Origin of the sequence: Methyloceanibacter sp. (assembly GCF_041573655.1) — a bacterium.
Taxonomy (GTDB): Bacteria; Pseudomonadota; Alphaproteobacteria; order Rhizobiales; family Methyloligellaceae; genus Methyloceanibacter.
Genome location: NZ_JBFFQD010000001.1, coordinates 16,815 through 32,090 on the forward strand (window position 1 = coordinate 16,815; position 15,276 = coordinate 32,090).

Genomic DNA, 15,276 nt, shown 5'->3' on the forward strand with positions numbered 1-15,276 from the left:
GATACGTTCCTTTGAGGTGGCTAAAGCGCTTCGGCACCGGAGATGATCTCGATCAGCTCCTTTGTGATCTGGGCCTGGCGGGTACGGTTGTAGTTGAGCGTCAGCTTGCCGATCATGTCGCCGGCGTTGCGGGTCGCGCTGTCCATGGCACTCATGCGCGCGCCCTGCTCGGAGGCGCCGTTCTCAAGCAGCGCTTTGAAAATCTGCGTGGTGATGTTGAGCGGCAAAAGATCGGTGAGGATCTCCTCTTCGTCCGGCTCGTACTCGTAGACGGCGCCGCCCAGGTCAATGCTCGCGCCGTTCTCAGGGATGGAGGCGGGAATGACCTGCTGTGCGGTCGGGATCTGGCTGATCACCGATTTGAAGCGCGAGAAAAACAGCGTTGCCACGTCGAAGTCGCCTTCCTCGAACAGGGACCGGACTTTATAGCCGACCTGCTCCGCATTCGCGAAGGAGAGCTGCTTCACGCCGCGGAACTCGACCACGTCGATGATGAGAGGCTTGTATACGCGACGCAGCTGATCGTGGCCCTTCTTGCCGACGCAGAGGATCTTCACCTCTTTGCCCTCGGCCGTCAGGCGATTGACGTGCTCGCGGGCGAGCCGGACGATTGCCGAATTAAAGGCGCCGCACAGGCCGCGCTCGGACGTGCACACGATAAGAAGATGAACCTTGTCCTTGCCGGTTCCCACCATCAGCGGCGGGCCGCCTTCACGGCCTTCCAAGGCCGCAGCGAGGTTGGACAAAACCGCCTCCATGCGCTCCGCGTAAGGCCGCGCGGCCTCAGCGGCAGTCTGCGCACGGCGAAGCTTCGCCGCGGCCACCATCTGCATGGCCTTGGTGATCTTCTGGGTCGCCTTGACCGAGGCGATACGGTTGCGGAGCTCTTTCAGCGACGCCATGGATCAACTCACGCAAAGGCCTTGGAGAACTTGTCGACGGCTTTCTTCAGATCCTTGCCGGTCTCGTCCGAGATCTTCTTCTCGCTGCGGATCGTATCGAGAATGCCTTGATGCTCGGAACGCATGTAGCGGAGGAATTCTTCTTCGAAGCGGCCGACATCGGTGACCTTCAGGTCGTCGAGATAACCGTTCACACCGGTGTAGATCACGACCACCTGCTCCTCGACCTTTAGCGGCGAGAACTGCGGCTGCTTCAGCAGCTCGGTCAGGCGCGCGCCGCGGTTCAGTAGGCGCTGGGTGGTGGCGTCCAGGTCGGAGCCGAACTGCGCGAACGCGGCCATCTCACGATACTGGGCGAGTTCACCCTTAATCTTGCCGGCTACCTGCTTCATCGCTTTCACCTGGGCGGATGAGCCCACGCGCGACACCGAAAGACCCACGTTCACCGCAGGCCGGATGCCCTGATAGAACAGGTCCGTCTCAAGGAAGATCTGACCGTCGGTGATGGAGATCACGTTGGTCGGGATGTAAGCCGACACGTCGTTGGCTTGGGTCTCGATCACCGGCAACGCGGTGAGCGACCCGGAGCCGTTGTCGGCGTTGAGCTTGGCCGCGCGCTCCAGGAGCCGCGAGTGAAGATAGAACACGTCACCCGGATAGGCCTCACGTCCAGGCGGACGGCGCAGCAGAAGCGACATCTGACGGTAGGCGACGGCCTGCTTGGAAAGATCGTCGTAGTTGACGAGTGCATGCATACCGTTGTCGCGGAAATACTCGCCCATGGTGCAGCCGGTGAACGGCGCCAGGAACTGCATGGGTGCCGGGTCGGACGCGGTTGCGGCGACCACAATGGAATAGGGCAGCGCGCCGTTGTCCTCGAGCACCTTCACGAACTGCGCCACGGTCGAACGCTTCTGGCCAACAGCGACGTAGATGCAATAGAGCTTCTCGGACTCATCGCCGCGCTCGTTGACCGACTTCTGATTGAGGATGGTGTCGAGAATGATGGCGGTCTTGCCGGTCTGGCGATCGCCAATGATCAGCTCGCGCTGGCCGCGGCCGATCGGGATCAACGCATCCACAGCCTTGAGGCCGGTCTGCATCGGCTCGTGCACGGACTGGCGGGGAATGATGCCCGGCGCCTTCACGTCCACGCGGCGCTTCTCGTCCGCCTCGATCGGGCCTTTGCCGTCGATCGGGTTGCCGAGGGCGTCGACGACGCGGCCGAGCAGGGCCTTGCCTACCGGCACTTCAACAATGGCGCCGGTACGCTTGCAGATATCGCCTTCTTTAATGTTGCGGTCATCGCCGAAGATCACGATGCCGACATTGTCGACTTCGAGGTTCAGCGCCATGCCGCGCGTACCGTCGGCGAATTCGACCATCTCGCCGGCTTGGACGTTGTCGAGTCCGTAGACGCGAGCAATGCCGTCACCGACGGACAGCACTTGGCCGACTTCGGCAACTTCGGCGTCCTGCCCGAAATTTTTGATTTGATCTTTGAGGATCGCGGAGATCTCGGCGGCCCTGATATCCATTAGCCAACCTCTTTCATGGCGTGCTTGAGACTGTTGAGTTTGGTGCGAATTGAAGTGTCGATCATGCGGCTGCCGACCTTGATCATAAGGCCGCCGATTAGGCTCGGATCGACGAGCTGATCCAGCATGACGTCCTTGCCGAGCCCGGCCTTCAAGGCCTGCTTCAGCGCGGTAACTTGCGTGTTTGTCAGTTTCGATGCCGCGGTGACCGTGGCGCTCATCTCGCCGCGATGTTCGGCGAGCATGGCGCGATAGGCGCGGATCATGTCGGGTGTGGCGAACAGGCGCCGGTTCTTGGAGACAAGGAGCAAGAAGTTCTTGGTGAGGCCCTCGATTTTCAACTCATCGAGGATGGCGCCGAGCGCGCGGCCCTGTTCCTCGGTCGAGAACATCGGGCTTTTTACCAGGCGCTGGAGGTCGTCGGAGGCATCGAGTGCCTCGCCGAAGCGGCCCAGATCGGTCTCGATCTGTTCGAGCGCCTTCTCTTCCAGTCCGAGCTCGAAGAGGGCCGTGGCATAGCGTCCTGCAACGCCCGATACGGTATGCTCCTCGCTTGCCACTTCGTAACGCCTCTTGCTCAGGGGCGAGTTCTCACGTGAAGCCGTCCCACCCGTAAGACCCCGGAAAATGCTGGGATTGAAGCCTCCGCGTCGCCGGAGAAAACCCCCGAAAACAGTCCCCTCGGAAACCCCGCGGAGCCTGTAACACAGGGGTGACGGGCGCGCAATAAGTGGCAAGTCAACTGCGGCTCTGTGACCGCCGGATGACCTACAAGAAGCTGTACGGGTCGATGTCGACGGTGAGGCGAATGTCGCCCCGGGCCTTCGGGACTTGGCTCAGCCACAACCTCAAATAGGCCTGAAGATCGGCCTCGCGCGTCGCTTTCACCAGGAGCCGGTAGCGGTAGCGCCCCCGTATCACCGAGAGCGGCGCTTCCGCCGGTCCGAGGATCTGAATCTGGTCGGCGGGCGGAGCGGTGCGCGCCACCTCCCGCGCATAGCTTTCTGCCGCCAGCCGGTTGCCCGCGGTGACCAGGAGTGCGGCGAGGCGCCCAAAGGGCGGCATTCCGGCCTCCTCGCGGGCGGCGATCTCCTGGGCGTAGAACGTGTCCCGGTCGCCGGCGACGAGGGACGCGATCACCGGGTGCTCCGGCATATAGGTCTGCAGCAGGCCCCGGCCCTTGATGGCCTCACGTCCCGCCCGGCCCGTCACCTGGCTGAGGAGTTGGAAGGTGCGCTCGGCGGCGCGGGGGTCGCCTTGGGCGAGGCCGAGATCGGCGTCCACGACGCCAACCAGCGCCAGGCCCGGAAAGTGATGGCCCTTGGCCACGAGCTGGGTGCCGATGACGATGTCCACCTCGCGGTCCTCGATCTCGCGCAAGGTCTCGCGCAGCTCGGTGATGGAGGGGGCCACGTCGCTCGATAGGATCGCCCGGCGCGCCTCTGGGAATAGCTCTGCGACCTCCTCGGCGATGCGCTCCACGCCTGGCCCGCAGGCGACCAGCGACTCCTCCGCCCCGCATTCGGGGCATTCGTCGGGTAGAGGCGCGAACTTGCCGCAATGGTGGCATTCGAGGCGGTGGCGGAATCTATGCTCGACCAGCCAGGCGGAGCAGTTTGGGCACTCGAAGCGGAAGCCGCATTTGCGGCACAGCGTCACCGGCGCATAGCCGCGCCGGTTCAAGAACAGCAGCGCCTGTTCGTCGCGTTCGAGCGTCTCTGCCATGGCCTCGATGAGAACCGGCGACAACCATGCCCCGCGCTCGGGGGGGCTCTTTCGCATATCGATGGCTTGCAGCGCCGGCAGCCCCGCCGCCTTGTAGCGGGACTTGAGCTGGATATGCCGGTAGCGGCCTTGATCGGCGTTCACCAGGCTCTCAATCGAAGGCGTGGCCGAGCTCAGCACCACGGGGCAGTTTCCGAGATGCCCTCGCACCACGGCCATGTCCCGGGCCTGATAGGCGACGCGGTCCTGCTGCTTGTAGGCTTGATCGTGCTCCTCATCGACGACGATGAGGCCGAGATCGGGGAAGGGCAGGAACAGCGCCGAGCGCGCGCCGACCACGAGCTTCGCCTTGTTCTCGGCCACCGCGCGCCAGACGCGGCCGCGTACCGACGGCGTCACCCCGGAGTGCCACTCTGCTGGTCTTGCTCCGAAGCGCTCCTCGCAGCGCGTGAGAAAGGCGCCCGTGAGCGCGATCTCGGGCATGAGCACCAGCGCCTGCTTGCCGGCCTCCAGCGCTTTCGCAATCGCCTCGAAATAGATCTCCGTCTTGCCGGAGCCGGTGATGCCGTCGAGTAGCGTCACGGCGAAGCCGTCTGAGGTGTTAACGCAGAGGTCCTGCGCCGCGTCGCTTTGCGCTGCTGTGAGCTTGGCGCGCTCACGTGACGTGTCGAGTTGCTTGGCGTGCCAGTCGGGGAGGGGCTCTGCGACAAGCGTGCCCGCATCTACCAGGCCGTCGATCACGCCCGGGCTGACGCCTGCCGTCTGGGCCAGGGTGGACTTCACCCAGATGAGCCCGTTCTGCGCCGTCTCCAGCACCCGGGCGCGGGCCGGGGTCATACGTTCTGGGGGAGGGCCTTCGAGCCGCACCCCGTAGCGGGGCGCGGGCGGTTGGAAGGCGGCGCTTGCGCTCATCATCATGCGCAAGACCATGCCGAGGGGGCTCAAACTGTAATGCGCGACCCATTCGGCGAAATCCATGGAGACCGCCGGCAGCTTCGGCACGTCGTCGAAGATCTCAAGAATTTCCCGCAGTTTTTTGCGGGGTATCTTTGGCGCGTTTTCGCCGGCTGCGCGGCGCCACACTGCGGCGACATACTCGACGGTCCCCAGCGGCACGACGACGAACTCGCCCGGCTCCACATGGTCGCCTTCCGGCACGAGGTAGTCGTATGGCGCCGGCAGCCCCAGCGGCACGAGGACCGGCACGGTCTGGGGCGCGGCGCTCGACACAGGCAGCTTTGATTTGGAAGGCTTGGCCAGGGCGGGCTCTTCGGGGTTAAGTGGAGGTTAACGACTCACCGACCCATAGTAGCGCGGCAGCACTCTTGAGGGGCGGGATGGCCGGAAAGCCAAAGGCGAAAAAGGCGGCAAAGAAGGCGGCGGGGATTGGCGCCGCGCCGGACGTCGACCGCGCGGTCAACGCCTGGTTCGTCTATCTGATGACTGAGCGCCAGTTGGCGGCGCATACGGTCGAGGCCTATCGGCGCGACCTGTCGCAGTTCCTGCGCTTTCTCGGGGGGCATTGCGGCCGCCGGCCTGATCTCAAGCATCTCTTCTCTCTGTCGGCACGAGACGTGCGCGCCTTTCTCGCCGCCCGCCGCGCGCAAGATATCGGCAGCCGCAGCCTGTCGCGCACGTTGAGCGCGCTGCGCATGTTTTACCGCTTTCTCGAACGGCGAGGGTTAGGCAAAAACGATGCGATCCGCGCCGTGTCGCTGCCGAAGCTGCCGCACTCAGTGCCGAAGCCTCTCACCGAGCCGAAAGCGACCGCACTGGTCGACGGCACCGATATCGCACAGCCGGACGCGCCGGAATGGACGCTCGCCCGCGATACTGCGGTGCTGACGCTGCTCTACGGCTCGGGGCTTCGCATCTCCGAGGCCTTGTCGCTGCGTCTGAAGGATGCGCCAATCAAGGGCCGCGACATGCTGCGGGTCACCGGCAAAGGCGACAAGACGCGCGTCGTGCCGGTGCTGCCCGTCACGCGGCAAGCCATCGAGAACTACTTGAAGCTCTGCCCGGCGAAGCTCGGGCCTGACGATCCGCTGTTCATTGGTGCGCGTGGGAAGCAGCTTTCCCCCCGCATCATCCAACTGCGCATGGCGAAGGCCCGTGCCGCGCTGGGTCTGCCTGAGACGGCGACACCGCATGCGCTGCGGCACTCCTTCGCCACGCATTTGCTGGGCGCGGGCGCGGATTTGCGCGCCATCCAGGAACTGCTGGGTCATGCCAGCCTGTCGACCACGCAGGGCTATACGGAGGTTGACCGGGCGCATCTCCTGAAAGCCTACGATAGCGCCCATCCGCGGGCCTAAGCCTCACATATGGATGGGGCGTTTGTCGACGGCGAGCGCCGCTTCCTTGACCGCTTCGTTCAGCGTTGGGTGCGCGTGGCAGGTGCGCGCCAAATCCTCGGTGGAGCCGCCAAACTCCATGAGCACTGCGGCCTCGGCGATCATGGTGCCCGCGTCCGGCCCGATAATGTGCACGCCAAGCACGCGGTCGGTCGTCTCGTCGGAAAGAATTTTCACGAAGCCGTCCGTGGTGCGGTTCACCTTGGCGCGTCCATTGGCGGTGAAGGGGAACTTGCCGACTTTGTAAGACACGCCCTCGTCTTTGAGTTGTTCCTCGGTCCTGCCGACGGATGCCACTTCCGGCGCCGTGTAGACCACGGACGGGATCACCTCGTAATTCACGTGGCCGGCCTGACCCGCCAAGATCTCGGCGACGGCGACACCTTCTTCTTCGGCCTTATGAGCCAACATCGGTCCGTCGATCACATCGCCAATGGCATAGATGCCCGCGACATTGGTCTGGAAGTTACCGTCGACGACAACGCGGCCGCGGGTAAGCTCCACGCCAATATCGGCGAGCCCGAGGCCTTCGGTGTTCGGCACCCGCCCGATGGACACCAGCACCACGTCGCAAGTCAACTCTTCCGCCTTACCGCCACTGGCCAGCTCGATGGTGAGCTTCACCGTCTTGCCCTTGGTGTCGACCTTGGTGACCTTGGCGCCGAGTTTGAAGGTCAGCCCCTGCTTCTGCAGGATGCGCTGAAGTTGCTTGGCCACCTCGCCGTCGAGTCCGGGGGTGATCGTGTTCAGCATTTCGACAACGGTGACGTTGCTGCCGAGCCGCGACCACACGGAGCCGAGCTCGAGGCCGATATAACCGCCACCGATCACTACCATGCGTTTGGGCACTTCCGGGAGCGACAGTGCGCCGGTGGAAGAGACGATGCGTTTCTCGTCGACCTCGATGCCGGGAATGTGCGCGACTTCGGAGCCTGTGGCGATGACGACGGCCTTGCCCTCAACCACCTGTTTCTCGCCGTTGATGAACGTGACCTCCACCTTGCCTGTTCCCAAGATGCGGCCGGTGCCATGAAAATGATCGACCTTGTTCTTGTTCAAGAGGTACGCGACGCCGTCCACGTTGCCCTTTACGCCCTCGTCCTTAAAGGCAAGCATGGCCGCAAGGTCGAGTTCCGGTTTCACCTTGATGCCCATGTCGCCGAAGTGATCTGCGGCGTCGGCATAGGCCTCTGACGCATGCAGCAGCGCCTTGGAAGGGATGCAGCCGACATTGAGGCAGGTGCCGCCATGGGTGGCGCGCTTCTCCACCACGGCGACCTTCATCCCCAATTGCGCGGCGCGAATGGCGCACACATAGCCACCCGGGCCGGTACCGATAACAACGAGATCGAATTTGCTCATGCTTGATGTCTCAAAGATCCAGGACGAGGCGGGCGGGGTTTTCGAGAGACTCTTTGACGTTCACCAGGAAGGTAACCGCCTCTTTGCCGTCCACCATGCGGTGGTCGTAGGACAGCGCGAGATACATCATGGGCCGGGCGACGATCTGTCCGTCGCGGACCACGGGCCGCTCCTCGATGCGGTGCATGCCGAGAATGCCGGATTGCGGTGCGTTCAGGATCGGGGTGGACAGCATCGATCCATAGATGCCGCCATTGGAGATGGTGAAGGTGCCGCCTTGCATCTCCTCGAGGCCCAGCTTGCCGTCGCGGGCACGGGCACCGAAATCTGCAATTTGCTCCTCGATCTCGGCGAGGCTCAGCTCGTCGGCATTGCGCACCACGGGCACCACAAGTCCCCGTTCCGTGCCGACAGCGACACCGACGTGATAGTAGTTCTTGTAGACGATGTCCTGGCCGTCGATCTCGGCGTTCACCGCAGGAATTTCCTTTAGCGCATGAACGCAGGCCTTCACGAAGAAGCCCATGAAGCCGAGCTTCACGCCATGGCGCTTCTCGAACGCCTCGCGGTACTCTTTGCGTATTTTCAGGATCGCGCTCATGTCCACGTCGTTGAATGTGGTGAGCATGGCGGCGTTGTCTTGCGCTTCTTTGAGCCGCTTGGCGATGGTTTGGCGCAGCCGCGTCATGCGTACGCGTTCCTCGCGCTTCTCATCGGACTGCGCGACGGGTGCGCGGGGGGCAGGTGCCGGCTTCGGCGCCTTCTTGCGGGTCAGCAACGCCTTGGCGGCGCCCGCGATCACATCGCCTTTGAGGACCTGACCGCGGCGGCCTGAGCCCGCAATGTCGCCGGGCGCGAGCCCCGTCTCGGCCAGTAGCTTCCGTGCGGCGGGGGAGGGCGGCATAGCGTCGGGCTCGATCTCCTCGCGAATATACGGCTCGCGCTCCAGCGCCTTGAGCTCCACGTCGGGCAGGGGCGCCGGCGCCTCTGCCTTGGTAGTAGCTGGCGCTGGTTTGGCCGGCTTGGTTTTGGCTGCGGGGGCGGCGGACTTGCCGTCGCCGTCGGCGATGGCACCTAGAACGGCGCCCACCTCGACCGTATCGCCCGGGTTCACGGTGATGTCCGACAGAACGCCGGATACAGGGGCCGGGACCTCGACCGTGACCTTGTCGGTTTCAAGCTCGACCAAGGGCTCGTCGACGGCAACCGCGTCGCCCACCTCCTTGAACCATTGGCCGACCGTCGCCTCGACGACGGACTCTCCCAAGGCCGGTACCCGAATCTCTGTCGCCATGGCTTTGTTCGCCTGTTTCCTGACCTAACTCAGCGCCTCGTCGAGGAAGACCTTCAACTCGCGCTGGTGCTTACTCATCAATCCCGTGGCCGTCGCGGCCGAACTTGGACGTCCCGCATAGCGCGGACGTGTGTGTTTCGCGTCGATATGATCGAGCACCCAAGACAGGTTCGGCTCGACGAAACTCCACGCGCCCATGTTCTTCGGCTCCTCCTGACACCAGACCATCTCGGCGTCCTTGAAGCGGCTGAGTTCTTGAATGAGCGCGCGCGCCGGGAAGGGATAGAGTTGCTCCAGGCGCAGCAGGTAGATGTCATTGACGCCGCGCTTTTCGCGCTCCTCGTAGAGATCGTAGTAGACCTTCCCGGAGCAGATGACCACGCGCTTGATCCGATCGTCGGGAGCAAGCGTGATCTTCTGGTTGGGATGCGACTGGGCATGATCCCACAAGAGCCGGTGGAAGCTCGACTCCGGAGAGAAATTGTTCATCTCCGACACGACCTTCTTATGACGCAGCAGCGACTTCGGCGTCATCAGCACGAGCGGTTTGCGGAACTCGCGATGAAGTTGGCGCCGCAGCACGTGGAAGTAGTTGGCCGGCGTGGTGCAGTTGACCACCTGCCAGTTGTCCTCCGCACAGAGCTGTAGATAGCGCTCGAGCCTTGCCGAGGAGTGCTCCGGGCCCTGGCCTTCGTAACCGTGCGGCAGCAGGAGCACGAGGCCGGACATGCGCAGCCATTTGCGCTCGCCGGAGGAGATGAACTGATCAATGATCACCTGTGCGCCGTTGGCGAAGTCGCCGAACTGGGCTTCCCACAGCACGAGCGCGTTGGGCTCGGCGAGACTGTAGCCGTATTCGAAGCCCAACACGGCTTCTTCGGAGAGCATCGAATTGATGACCTCGAAGTCGCCCTGGTCCTTGGCGATGTGCTTGAGCGGCGTGTATTTGTTCTCGTTGGCCTGGTCCATCAGCACGCAATGGCGTTGGGAAAAGGTGCCGCGCTCCGAATCCTGGCCCGACAGCCTGACCCGGAATCCGTCGGCCAGGAGCGTGCCGTAGGCGAGCGACTCGGCAGTGGCCCAGTCGATTCCCTTGCCGTCCTCGATCATCTTGCGGCGGTTATCCATGATGCGGGCAATGGTCTTGTGGGGCGTGAAGCCCTCGGGGATCGTGGTGAGCTTGCAGCCGATCTCCCGCAAGACGTCGAGGTCCACGCCGGTGGTTCCGCGCCGCGCACCTTCCTCCGCAAAGCCAATGCCGGACCATTTGCCGTCGAGCCAATCGGCGCGGTTGGGGCGGTAAGTCTCGCCCGCTGCGAACTCCTCCTCCAGATAGGCTCGAAACTGGCCTTGGAGGCGGTCGATCTGCTCCTTGGTGTAGAGGCCTTCCTCGACGAGGCGGTCGGCATAGACATCCACCACGCGCGGATGCTTGGCAATGCGCCGGTACATCAGCGGTTGGGTGAAGGCCGGCTCGTCGGCCTCGTTATGTCCGTGGCGCCGATAGCAGAACATGTCGATGACCACGGGCTTGCCAAAGCGCTGCCGGAATTCCGTGGCGACCTTGGTGACGTGGACCACGGCTTCCGGGTCGTCGCCGTTCACATGAAAGATCGGTGCGTCGATCATCTTGGCGACGTCGGACGGGTAGGGCGAAGACCGCGAAAAGCGCGGCGCCGTCGTGAACCCGATCTGGTTGTTCACGATGAAGTGGATCGAGCCGCCCGTGCGGTGACCGCGCAGGCCTGACAGCCCCAAGCACTCAGGCACAACGCCTTGGCCGGCGAAGGCCGCATCGCCATGGAGCAGGAGCGGCAAGACCTTTTTGCGCTCCGCGTCACCAAACTGATCCTGCTTGGCGCGCACCTTACCCAGCACCACGGGGTCCACGGCTTCCAAATGCGAAGGATTGGCGGTGAGCGACAGGTGCACGCGGTTGTCGTCGAATTCCCGGTCCGACGATGCGCCCAAATGGTACTTCACGTCGCCGGAGCCTTCGACGTCGTCGGGCTGCGCCGAGCCGCCGCGGAACTCGTTGAAGATGGCGCGCCAGGGCTTCGCCATCACATTGGCCAGCACGTTGAGCCGGCCGCGATGGGGCATACCGATGACGATCTCCCGGACATCCAGCTGACCGCCGCGCTTGATGATCTGCTCGAGCGCCGGGACCATGGACTCGCCGCCGTCCAGCCCGAAGCGCTTGGTGCCCGTATATTTGACGTTGAGAAAGCGCTCGGCGCCCTCCGCCTCGATGAGCTTGGCGAGGATGGCCCGCTTGCCTTGCTCGGTGAAGCGCACCTTCTTGTCGACGCCCTCGATGCGCTCTTGGATCCAGGCGCGCTGCTCCGGATCGGAGATGTGCATGTACTCAAAGCCGATCGTGCCGGCATAGGTCTTGTTCAGAACATCGAGCACTTGGCGCAAGCTCGCGAATTCGAAGCCAAGCGCGCCGCCGATATAGATGGGCCGCGCATAATCCGCGGGAGTGAAGCCATAGGTTGCCGGGTTGAGTTCCGGGTGGTCGCCGCGCGGGTTGAGGCGAAGCGGGTCCAGTTGGGCGATGAGATGGCCGCGGGTGCGGTAGGCCCGGATCAGCATGCGGGCGCCCAGCGTGTCGCGCGCCGCATCGATGGCTTGCTGCTGGGTGAGGGCGCCAGCTTTGGCCGAAGCAGGCCGGGCGGGGGCTTGCGGCGCCCAGGAGGGGCCGGCTGCATCGGCCAACACAGCGGTCGCGTCATCGCCGAGGCTGGCGAAAAAGCTTCTCCATTCGGGATCGAGGGAGGCTGGGTCCGTCTCGTAGCGGGCATATAGCTCCGCCAAATAGGTGGCGTTCGCGCCATCCAGGAACGATGTGCGGGCAAACACTTCGTTCAGTTCGTGTCGTGTCATTGCACCAAAACCTGGCCGGTCAACCGTTCGACCACGAGCCTGCCGGGCAATTAAAGCGAGCTTTGGACGCCCGGCTCACCTTTTATCTAATAGCTGTGCAAGGGTCGTTCCAAGGGCTGCGGGGGACTGGGAAACGACAATGCCGGCCTCCTGCATTGCCTCAATTTTGCTCTTGGCGTCGCCTTTGCCGCCCGAAATGACGGCACCGGCATGTCCCATGCGGCGACCGGGGGGCGCGGTCGCGCCGGCCACAAAGCCCACGACCGGCTTCGTGTTGCCGGCATTGATCAGGAATTCGGCCGCTTCCTCCTCGGCGCTGCCGCCGATCTCGCCGATCATGATGATGGCCTCGGTGGCGTCGTCCTCCAGAAAGAGCGAGAGCGCATCGATGAAGTTGGTGCCGTTGACTGGATCGCCGCCGATGCCAATGCAGGTGGTCTGGCCGAGGCCCGTCGCCGTGGTCTGCGCCACGGCTTCATAGGTGAGGGTGCCGGAGCGCGAGACGACGCCCACCTTGCCGGGCGTGTGGATATGCCCGGGCATGATGCCGATCTTGCACTCGCCTGGCGTGATGATGCCGGGGCAGTTCGGGCCGATGAGCCGCGCGCCGCTGTCGCAAAGCGCCCGCTTGACCTTGACCATGTCGAGTACGGGCACGCCTTCGGTGATGCACACGATGAGGCCAATACCGGCGTCGATCGCTTCCAGGATTGCGTCGGAGGCAAAGGGCGGCGGCACGTAGATGGCAGACGCCTCCGCGCCCGTCGTCTCGACCGCATCGCGCACCGTATCGAACACCGGCAGATCCAAGTGGGTGGTGCCGCCTTTGCCGGGCGTCACGCCGCCGACCATCTTGGTGCCGTAGGCGATCGCTTGTTCTGTGTGGAAGGTTCCCTGCGAGCCGGTGAAACCCTGACAAATGACGCGTGTGTTCTTATCGACGAGAACAGACATGATGAAAGCTTAAGCCCATTCGTGGAAGGATTCGTGACAAATACTGAAAGTCGAAACTCAGGCGATAGAGGCGACGGCCTTCTTGGCCGCGTCGTCGAGGTCGTCAGCAGGAATGATTGCGAGGCCCGACTCCGACAGAAGCTCCTTGCCACGCTCCACGTTTGTGCCTTCGAGTCGCACAATCAGCGGCACGGCGATATTCGTCTCTTTCGCCGCGGCGATAACGCCTTCGGCAATCGTATCGCAGCGCATGATGCCGCCGAAGATGTTCACCAGCACGGCCTTCACATTCGGGTCGGACAGAATGAGCTTGAAGGCTGACGTGACCTTCTCCTTGGTCGCGCCGCCGCCGACATCCAAAAAGTTCGCCGGATCGCCGCCATAGAACTTGATGATGTCCATGGTGGCCATCGCCAGTCCTGCGCCATTGACCATGCAGCCGATATTGCCGTCGAGCTTGACGTAAGAGAGGTCGTGTTTGGAGGCTTCGACTTCCGCCGGGTCTTCCTCGTGGATGTCGCGAAGCGCCTCGATGTCGGGATGACGGAAGAGCGCGTTGTCCTCAAAGCCGATCTTGGCGTCGAGGCAGACAAGAGTGTCTTTCTTGGTCACGACCAGCGGATTAATCTCGATGAGGCTCGCATCCTTCTCAACGAACAGCGTGTAGAGCGTCTTGATGAGCTTGCCGCACTGTTTGGCCAGGTCGCCCTTGAGCTTCAGCGCGTCGGCGATGACGCGGCCGTGGAAGCCGCTCAAGCCGGAGGCCGGATCGACGTCGATGGTCGTAATCAACTCCGGCGTCTTCGCCGCGACTTCTTCGATGTTCACGCCGCCTTCAGTCGAAGCGACAAACGCAATGCGCCCCGTGCTCCGGTCCACCAGAAGCGACAGATAAAGTTCGCGGGCGATGGTCGTGTCTTCGACCAGGTAGACGCTGCGCACGACGCGCCCCTTCGGGCCCGTCTGCGGGGTGATCAGCGGCTTGCCGAGCAAGCGGTCGGACTCCGCGTGCAGCTCCTCGATCGTCTTGACGATCTTGATGCCGCCACCCTTGCCGCGTCCACCGGCGTGGATCTGCGCCTTCACGACGTAGATCTCCCCGTTCAACTCCTTGGCGAGCTCGGCCGCTTCGTCGGCGCTTTTGGCAACGACACCTTTGGCCACAGGGGCGCCGTAGGCCTTGAGCAGGTCTTTGGCCTGGTACTCGTGAATGTTCATGGAAGTCTCCGGAAGGCGCTCTTACGACGACGCGAGGTTTGGCGCGATCCGCTGGCACAGTTCGACGAGAGCTTTCACCGACTCGACGGAGTGCACGAAGGCGTCTTTCTCCGCCGACGACAGGTCAAGCTCGATGACGCGCTCCACGCCCTTGGAGCTGATGATCACGGGCACGCCGGCATAGATGCCTTTGACGCCGTATTCGCCGTTGAGATAAGCGGCGGCGGGCAGCACTCGCTTTTTGTCCTTGAGGTAGGACTCCGCCATGTCGAGCGCGGCCGCGGCCGGCGCGTAATAGGCCGAGCCGGTCTTGAGCAGGCCCACGATCTCGGCGCCGCCGTTGCGCGTGCGCTGCACGATCTCATCCAGACGCTTCTGCGTGATCCAGCGCATCTTGACCAAATCGCCGAGCGGAATGCCGGCAACCGACGAATAGCGGATCAGCGGCACCATGGTGTCGCCATGGCCGCCAAGCACCATCGTGTGAATGTCCTGCGGGCTGACGTCGAATTCCTGGGACAGGAAGAAGCGGAAGCGGGCGCTGTCGAGCACGCCGGCCATGCCGACTACCTTGTTGCGGGGCAGACCGGACGTCTTCTGCAGGGCCCAGACCATGGCGTCGAGCGGGTTGGTCACGCAGATGACGAAGGCTTCCGGAGCGTATTTGCGGAGCCCCGCGCCCACCTGCTCCATCACTTTCAGGTTGATCTCGAGCAGGTCGTCGCGGCTCATGCCGGGCTTGCGGGGCACGCCGGCGGTGACGATCACCACGTCGGCGTCCTTGATCTCGGCATATTCGTTGGCGCCTGCGAGTTTCGGCGCGTAACCCTCCACGGGTGAGGACTGCGACAGGTCGAGCGCCTTGCCTTGCGGTACGCCGTCCACCACGTCGAAGAGAACGACCTCACCAAGCTCCCGAATACCGGCCAGGTGGGCGAGCGTGCCGCCGATTTGGCCGGCGCCGATCAGTGCAATCTTACTGCGCGCCATGAAAACCCCCTGTTGAATACGCTGACTGAAATGGGCCGCATCTGAAGCAA

The 15,276-nt window shown here is 63.5% G+C and carries 11 protein-coding genes; 1 reads left to right on the forward strand and 10 read right to left on the reverse strand.

Translation table 11 applies throughout. The features are described from left to right. Window positions 1–20 precede the first annotated feature (20 nt). The 4 genes from ABY454_RS00100 to ABY454_RS00115 all read right to left on the reverse strand — a co-directional run bounded on the left by ABY454_RS00100 (window position 21) and on the right by ABY454_RS00115 (window position 5,401). Window positions 21–902, reverse strand: a complete 882-nt coding sequence (locus ABY454_RS00100) for a F0F1 ATP synthase subunit gamma (protein WP_372928120.1) — start codon at window positions 900–902, stop codon at window positions 21–23. 8 nt (window positions 903–910) lie between these two features. Beyond that, window positions 911–2,440, reverse strand: a complete 1,530-nt coding sequence (atpA, locus tag ABY454_RS00105; RefSeq protein WP_372928121.1) for a F0F1 ATP synthase subunit alpha — start codon at window positions 2,438–2,440, stop codon at window positions 911–913. After that, the gene (locus ABY454_RS00110) at window positions 2,440–3,000 is read right to left on the reverse strand and encodes a F0F1 ATP synthase subunit delta (RefSeq protein WP_372928122.1); all 561 of its coding nucleotides are present in this window, start codon (window positions 2,998–3,000) and stop codon (window positions 2,440–2,442) included. The genes atpA and ABY454_RS00110 overlap by 1 nt, the downstream gene beginning before the upstream one ends. A 208-nt stretch (window positions 3,001–3,208) precedes the next feature. Then, window positions 3,209–5,401: a primosomal protein N' gene (locus ABY454_RS00115; protein ID WP_372928234.1), complete on the reverse strand. Its 2,193-nt coding sequence runs from the start codon at window positions 5,399–5,401 to the stop codon at window positions 3,209–3,211. Between the two features lie 101 nt (window positions 5,402–5,502). Between ABY454_RS00115 and ABY454_RS00120 the strand changes: the two genes are divergently transcribed. Next, the gene (locus ABY454_RS00120; RefSeq protein WP_372928123.1) at window positions 5,503–6,480 is read left to right on the forward strand and encodes a tyrosine recombinase XerC; all 978 of its coding nucleotides are present in this window, start codon (window positions 5,503–5,505) and stop codon (window positions 6,478–6,480) included. 3 nt (window positions 6,481–6,483) lie between these two features. Here the strand turns inward: ABY454_RS00120 and lpdA are convergent, their stop codons facing one another. The 6 genes from lpdA to mdh all read right to left on the reverse strand — a co-directional run bounded on the left by lpdA (window position 6,484) and on the right by mdh (window position 15,226). Beyond that, window positions 6,484–7,881: a dihydrolipoyl dehydrogenase gene (lpdA, locus tag ABY454_RS00125; protein ID WP_372928124.1), complete on the reverse strand. Its 1,398-nt coding sequence runs from the start codon at window positions 7,879–7,881 to the stop codon at window positions 6,484–6,486. Between the two features lie 10 nt (window positions 7,882–7,891). After that, window positions 7,892–9,175 carry a 2-oxoglutarate dehydrogenase complex dihydrolipoyllysine-residue succinyltransferase gene (gene odhB / locus ABY454_RS00130; RefSeq protein WP_372928126.1) on the reverse strand — a complete coding sequence of 428 codons (1,284 nt, stop codon included), beginning with the start codon at window positions 9,173–9,175 and terminating at the stop codon, window positions 7,892–7,894. Between the two features lie 24 nt (window positions 9,176–9,199). Then, window positions 9,200–12,064: a 2-oxoglutarate dehydrogenase E1 component gene (locus tag ABY454_RS00135; RefSeq protein ID WP_372928127.1), complete on the reverse strand. Its 2,865-nt coding sequence runs from the start codon at window positions 12,062–12,064 to the stop codon at window positions 9,200–9,202. 75 nt (window positions 12,065–12,139) lie between these two features. Further along, on the reverse strand, window positions 12,140–13,018 hold the full coding sequence (gene sucD, locus ABY454_RS00140; RefSeq protein ID WP_372928128.1) for a succinate--CoA ligase subunit alpha: 879 nt from the start codon (window positions 13,016–13,018) through the stop codon (window positions 12,140–12,142). Window positions 13,019–13,075: 57 nt separating this feature from the next. Continuing rightward, a complete protein-coding gene (sucC, locus tag ABY454_RS00145; protein WP_372928129.1) occupies window positions 13,076–14,236 on the reverse strand; it encodes an ADP-forming succinate--CoA ligase subunit beta in 1,161 nt (386 codons plus the stop codon). Between the two features lie 21 nt (window positions 14,237–14,257). Next, window positions 14,258–15,226, reverse strand: a complete 969-nt coding sequence (gene mdh / locus ABY454_RS00150) for a malate dehydrogenase (RefSeq protein WP_372928130.1) — start codon at window positions 15,224–15,226, stop codon at window positions 14,258–14,260. Window positions 15,227–15,276: the final 50 nt, after the last annotated feature.

Bases quoted from the DNA above. Each gene is read 5' to 3' on its own strand.
- ABY454_RS00100 (WP_372928120.1), bottom strand. From the start codon at position 902: ATGGCGTCGCTGAAAGAGCTCCGCAACCGTATCGCCTCGGTCAAGGCG.
- atpA (WP_372928121.1), bottom strand. From the start codon at position 2,440: ATGGATATCAGGGCCGCCGAGATCTCCGCGATCCTCAAAGATCAAATC.
- ABY454_RS00120 (WP_372928123.1), top strand. From the start codon at position 5,503: ATGGCCGGAAAGCCAAAGGCGAAAAAGGCGGCAAAGAAGGCGGCGGGG.
- lpdA (WP_372928124.1), bottom strand. From the start codon at position 7,881: ATGAGCAAATTCGATCTCGTTGTTATCGGTACCGGCCCGGGTGGCTAT.
- odhB (WP_372928126.1), bottom strand. From the start codon at position 9,175: ATGGCGACAGAGATTCGGGTACCGGCCTTGGGAGAGTCCGTCGTCGAG.
- ABY454_RS00135 (WP_372928127.1), bottom strand. From the start codon at position 12,064: ATGACACGACACGAACTGAACGAAGTGTTTGCCCGCACATCGTTCCTG.
- sucD (WP_372928128.1), bottom strand. From the start codon at position 13,018: ATGTCTGTTCTCGTCGATAAGAACACACGCGTCATTTGTCAGGGTTTC.
- sucC (WP_372928129.1), bottom strand. From the start codon at position 14,236: ATGAACATTCACGAGTACCAGGCCAAAGACCTGCTCAAGGCCTACGGC.
- mdh (WP_372928130.1), bottom strand. From the start codon at position 15,226: ATGGCGCGCAGTAAGATTGCACTGATCGGCGCCGGCCAAATCGGCGGC.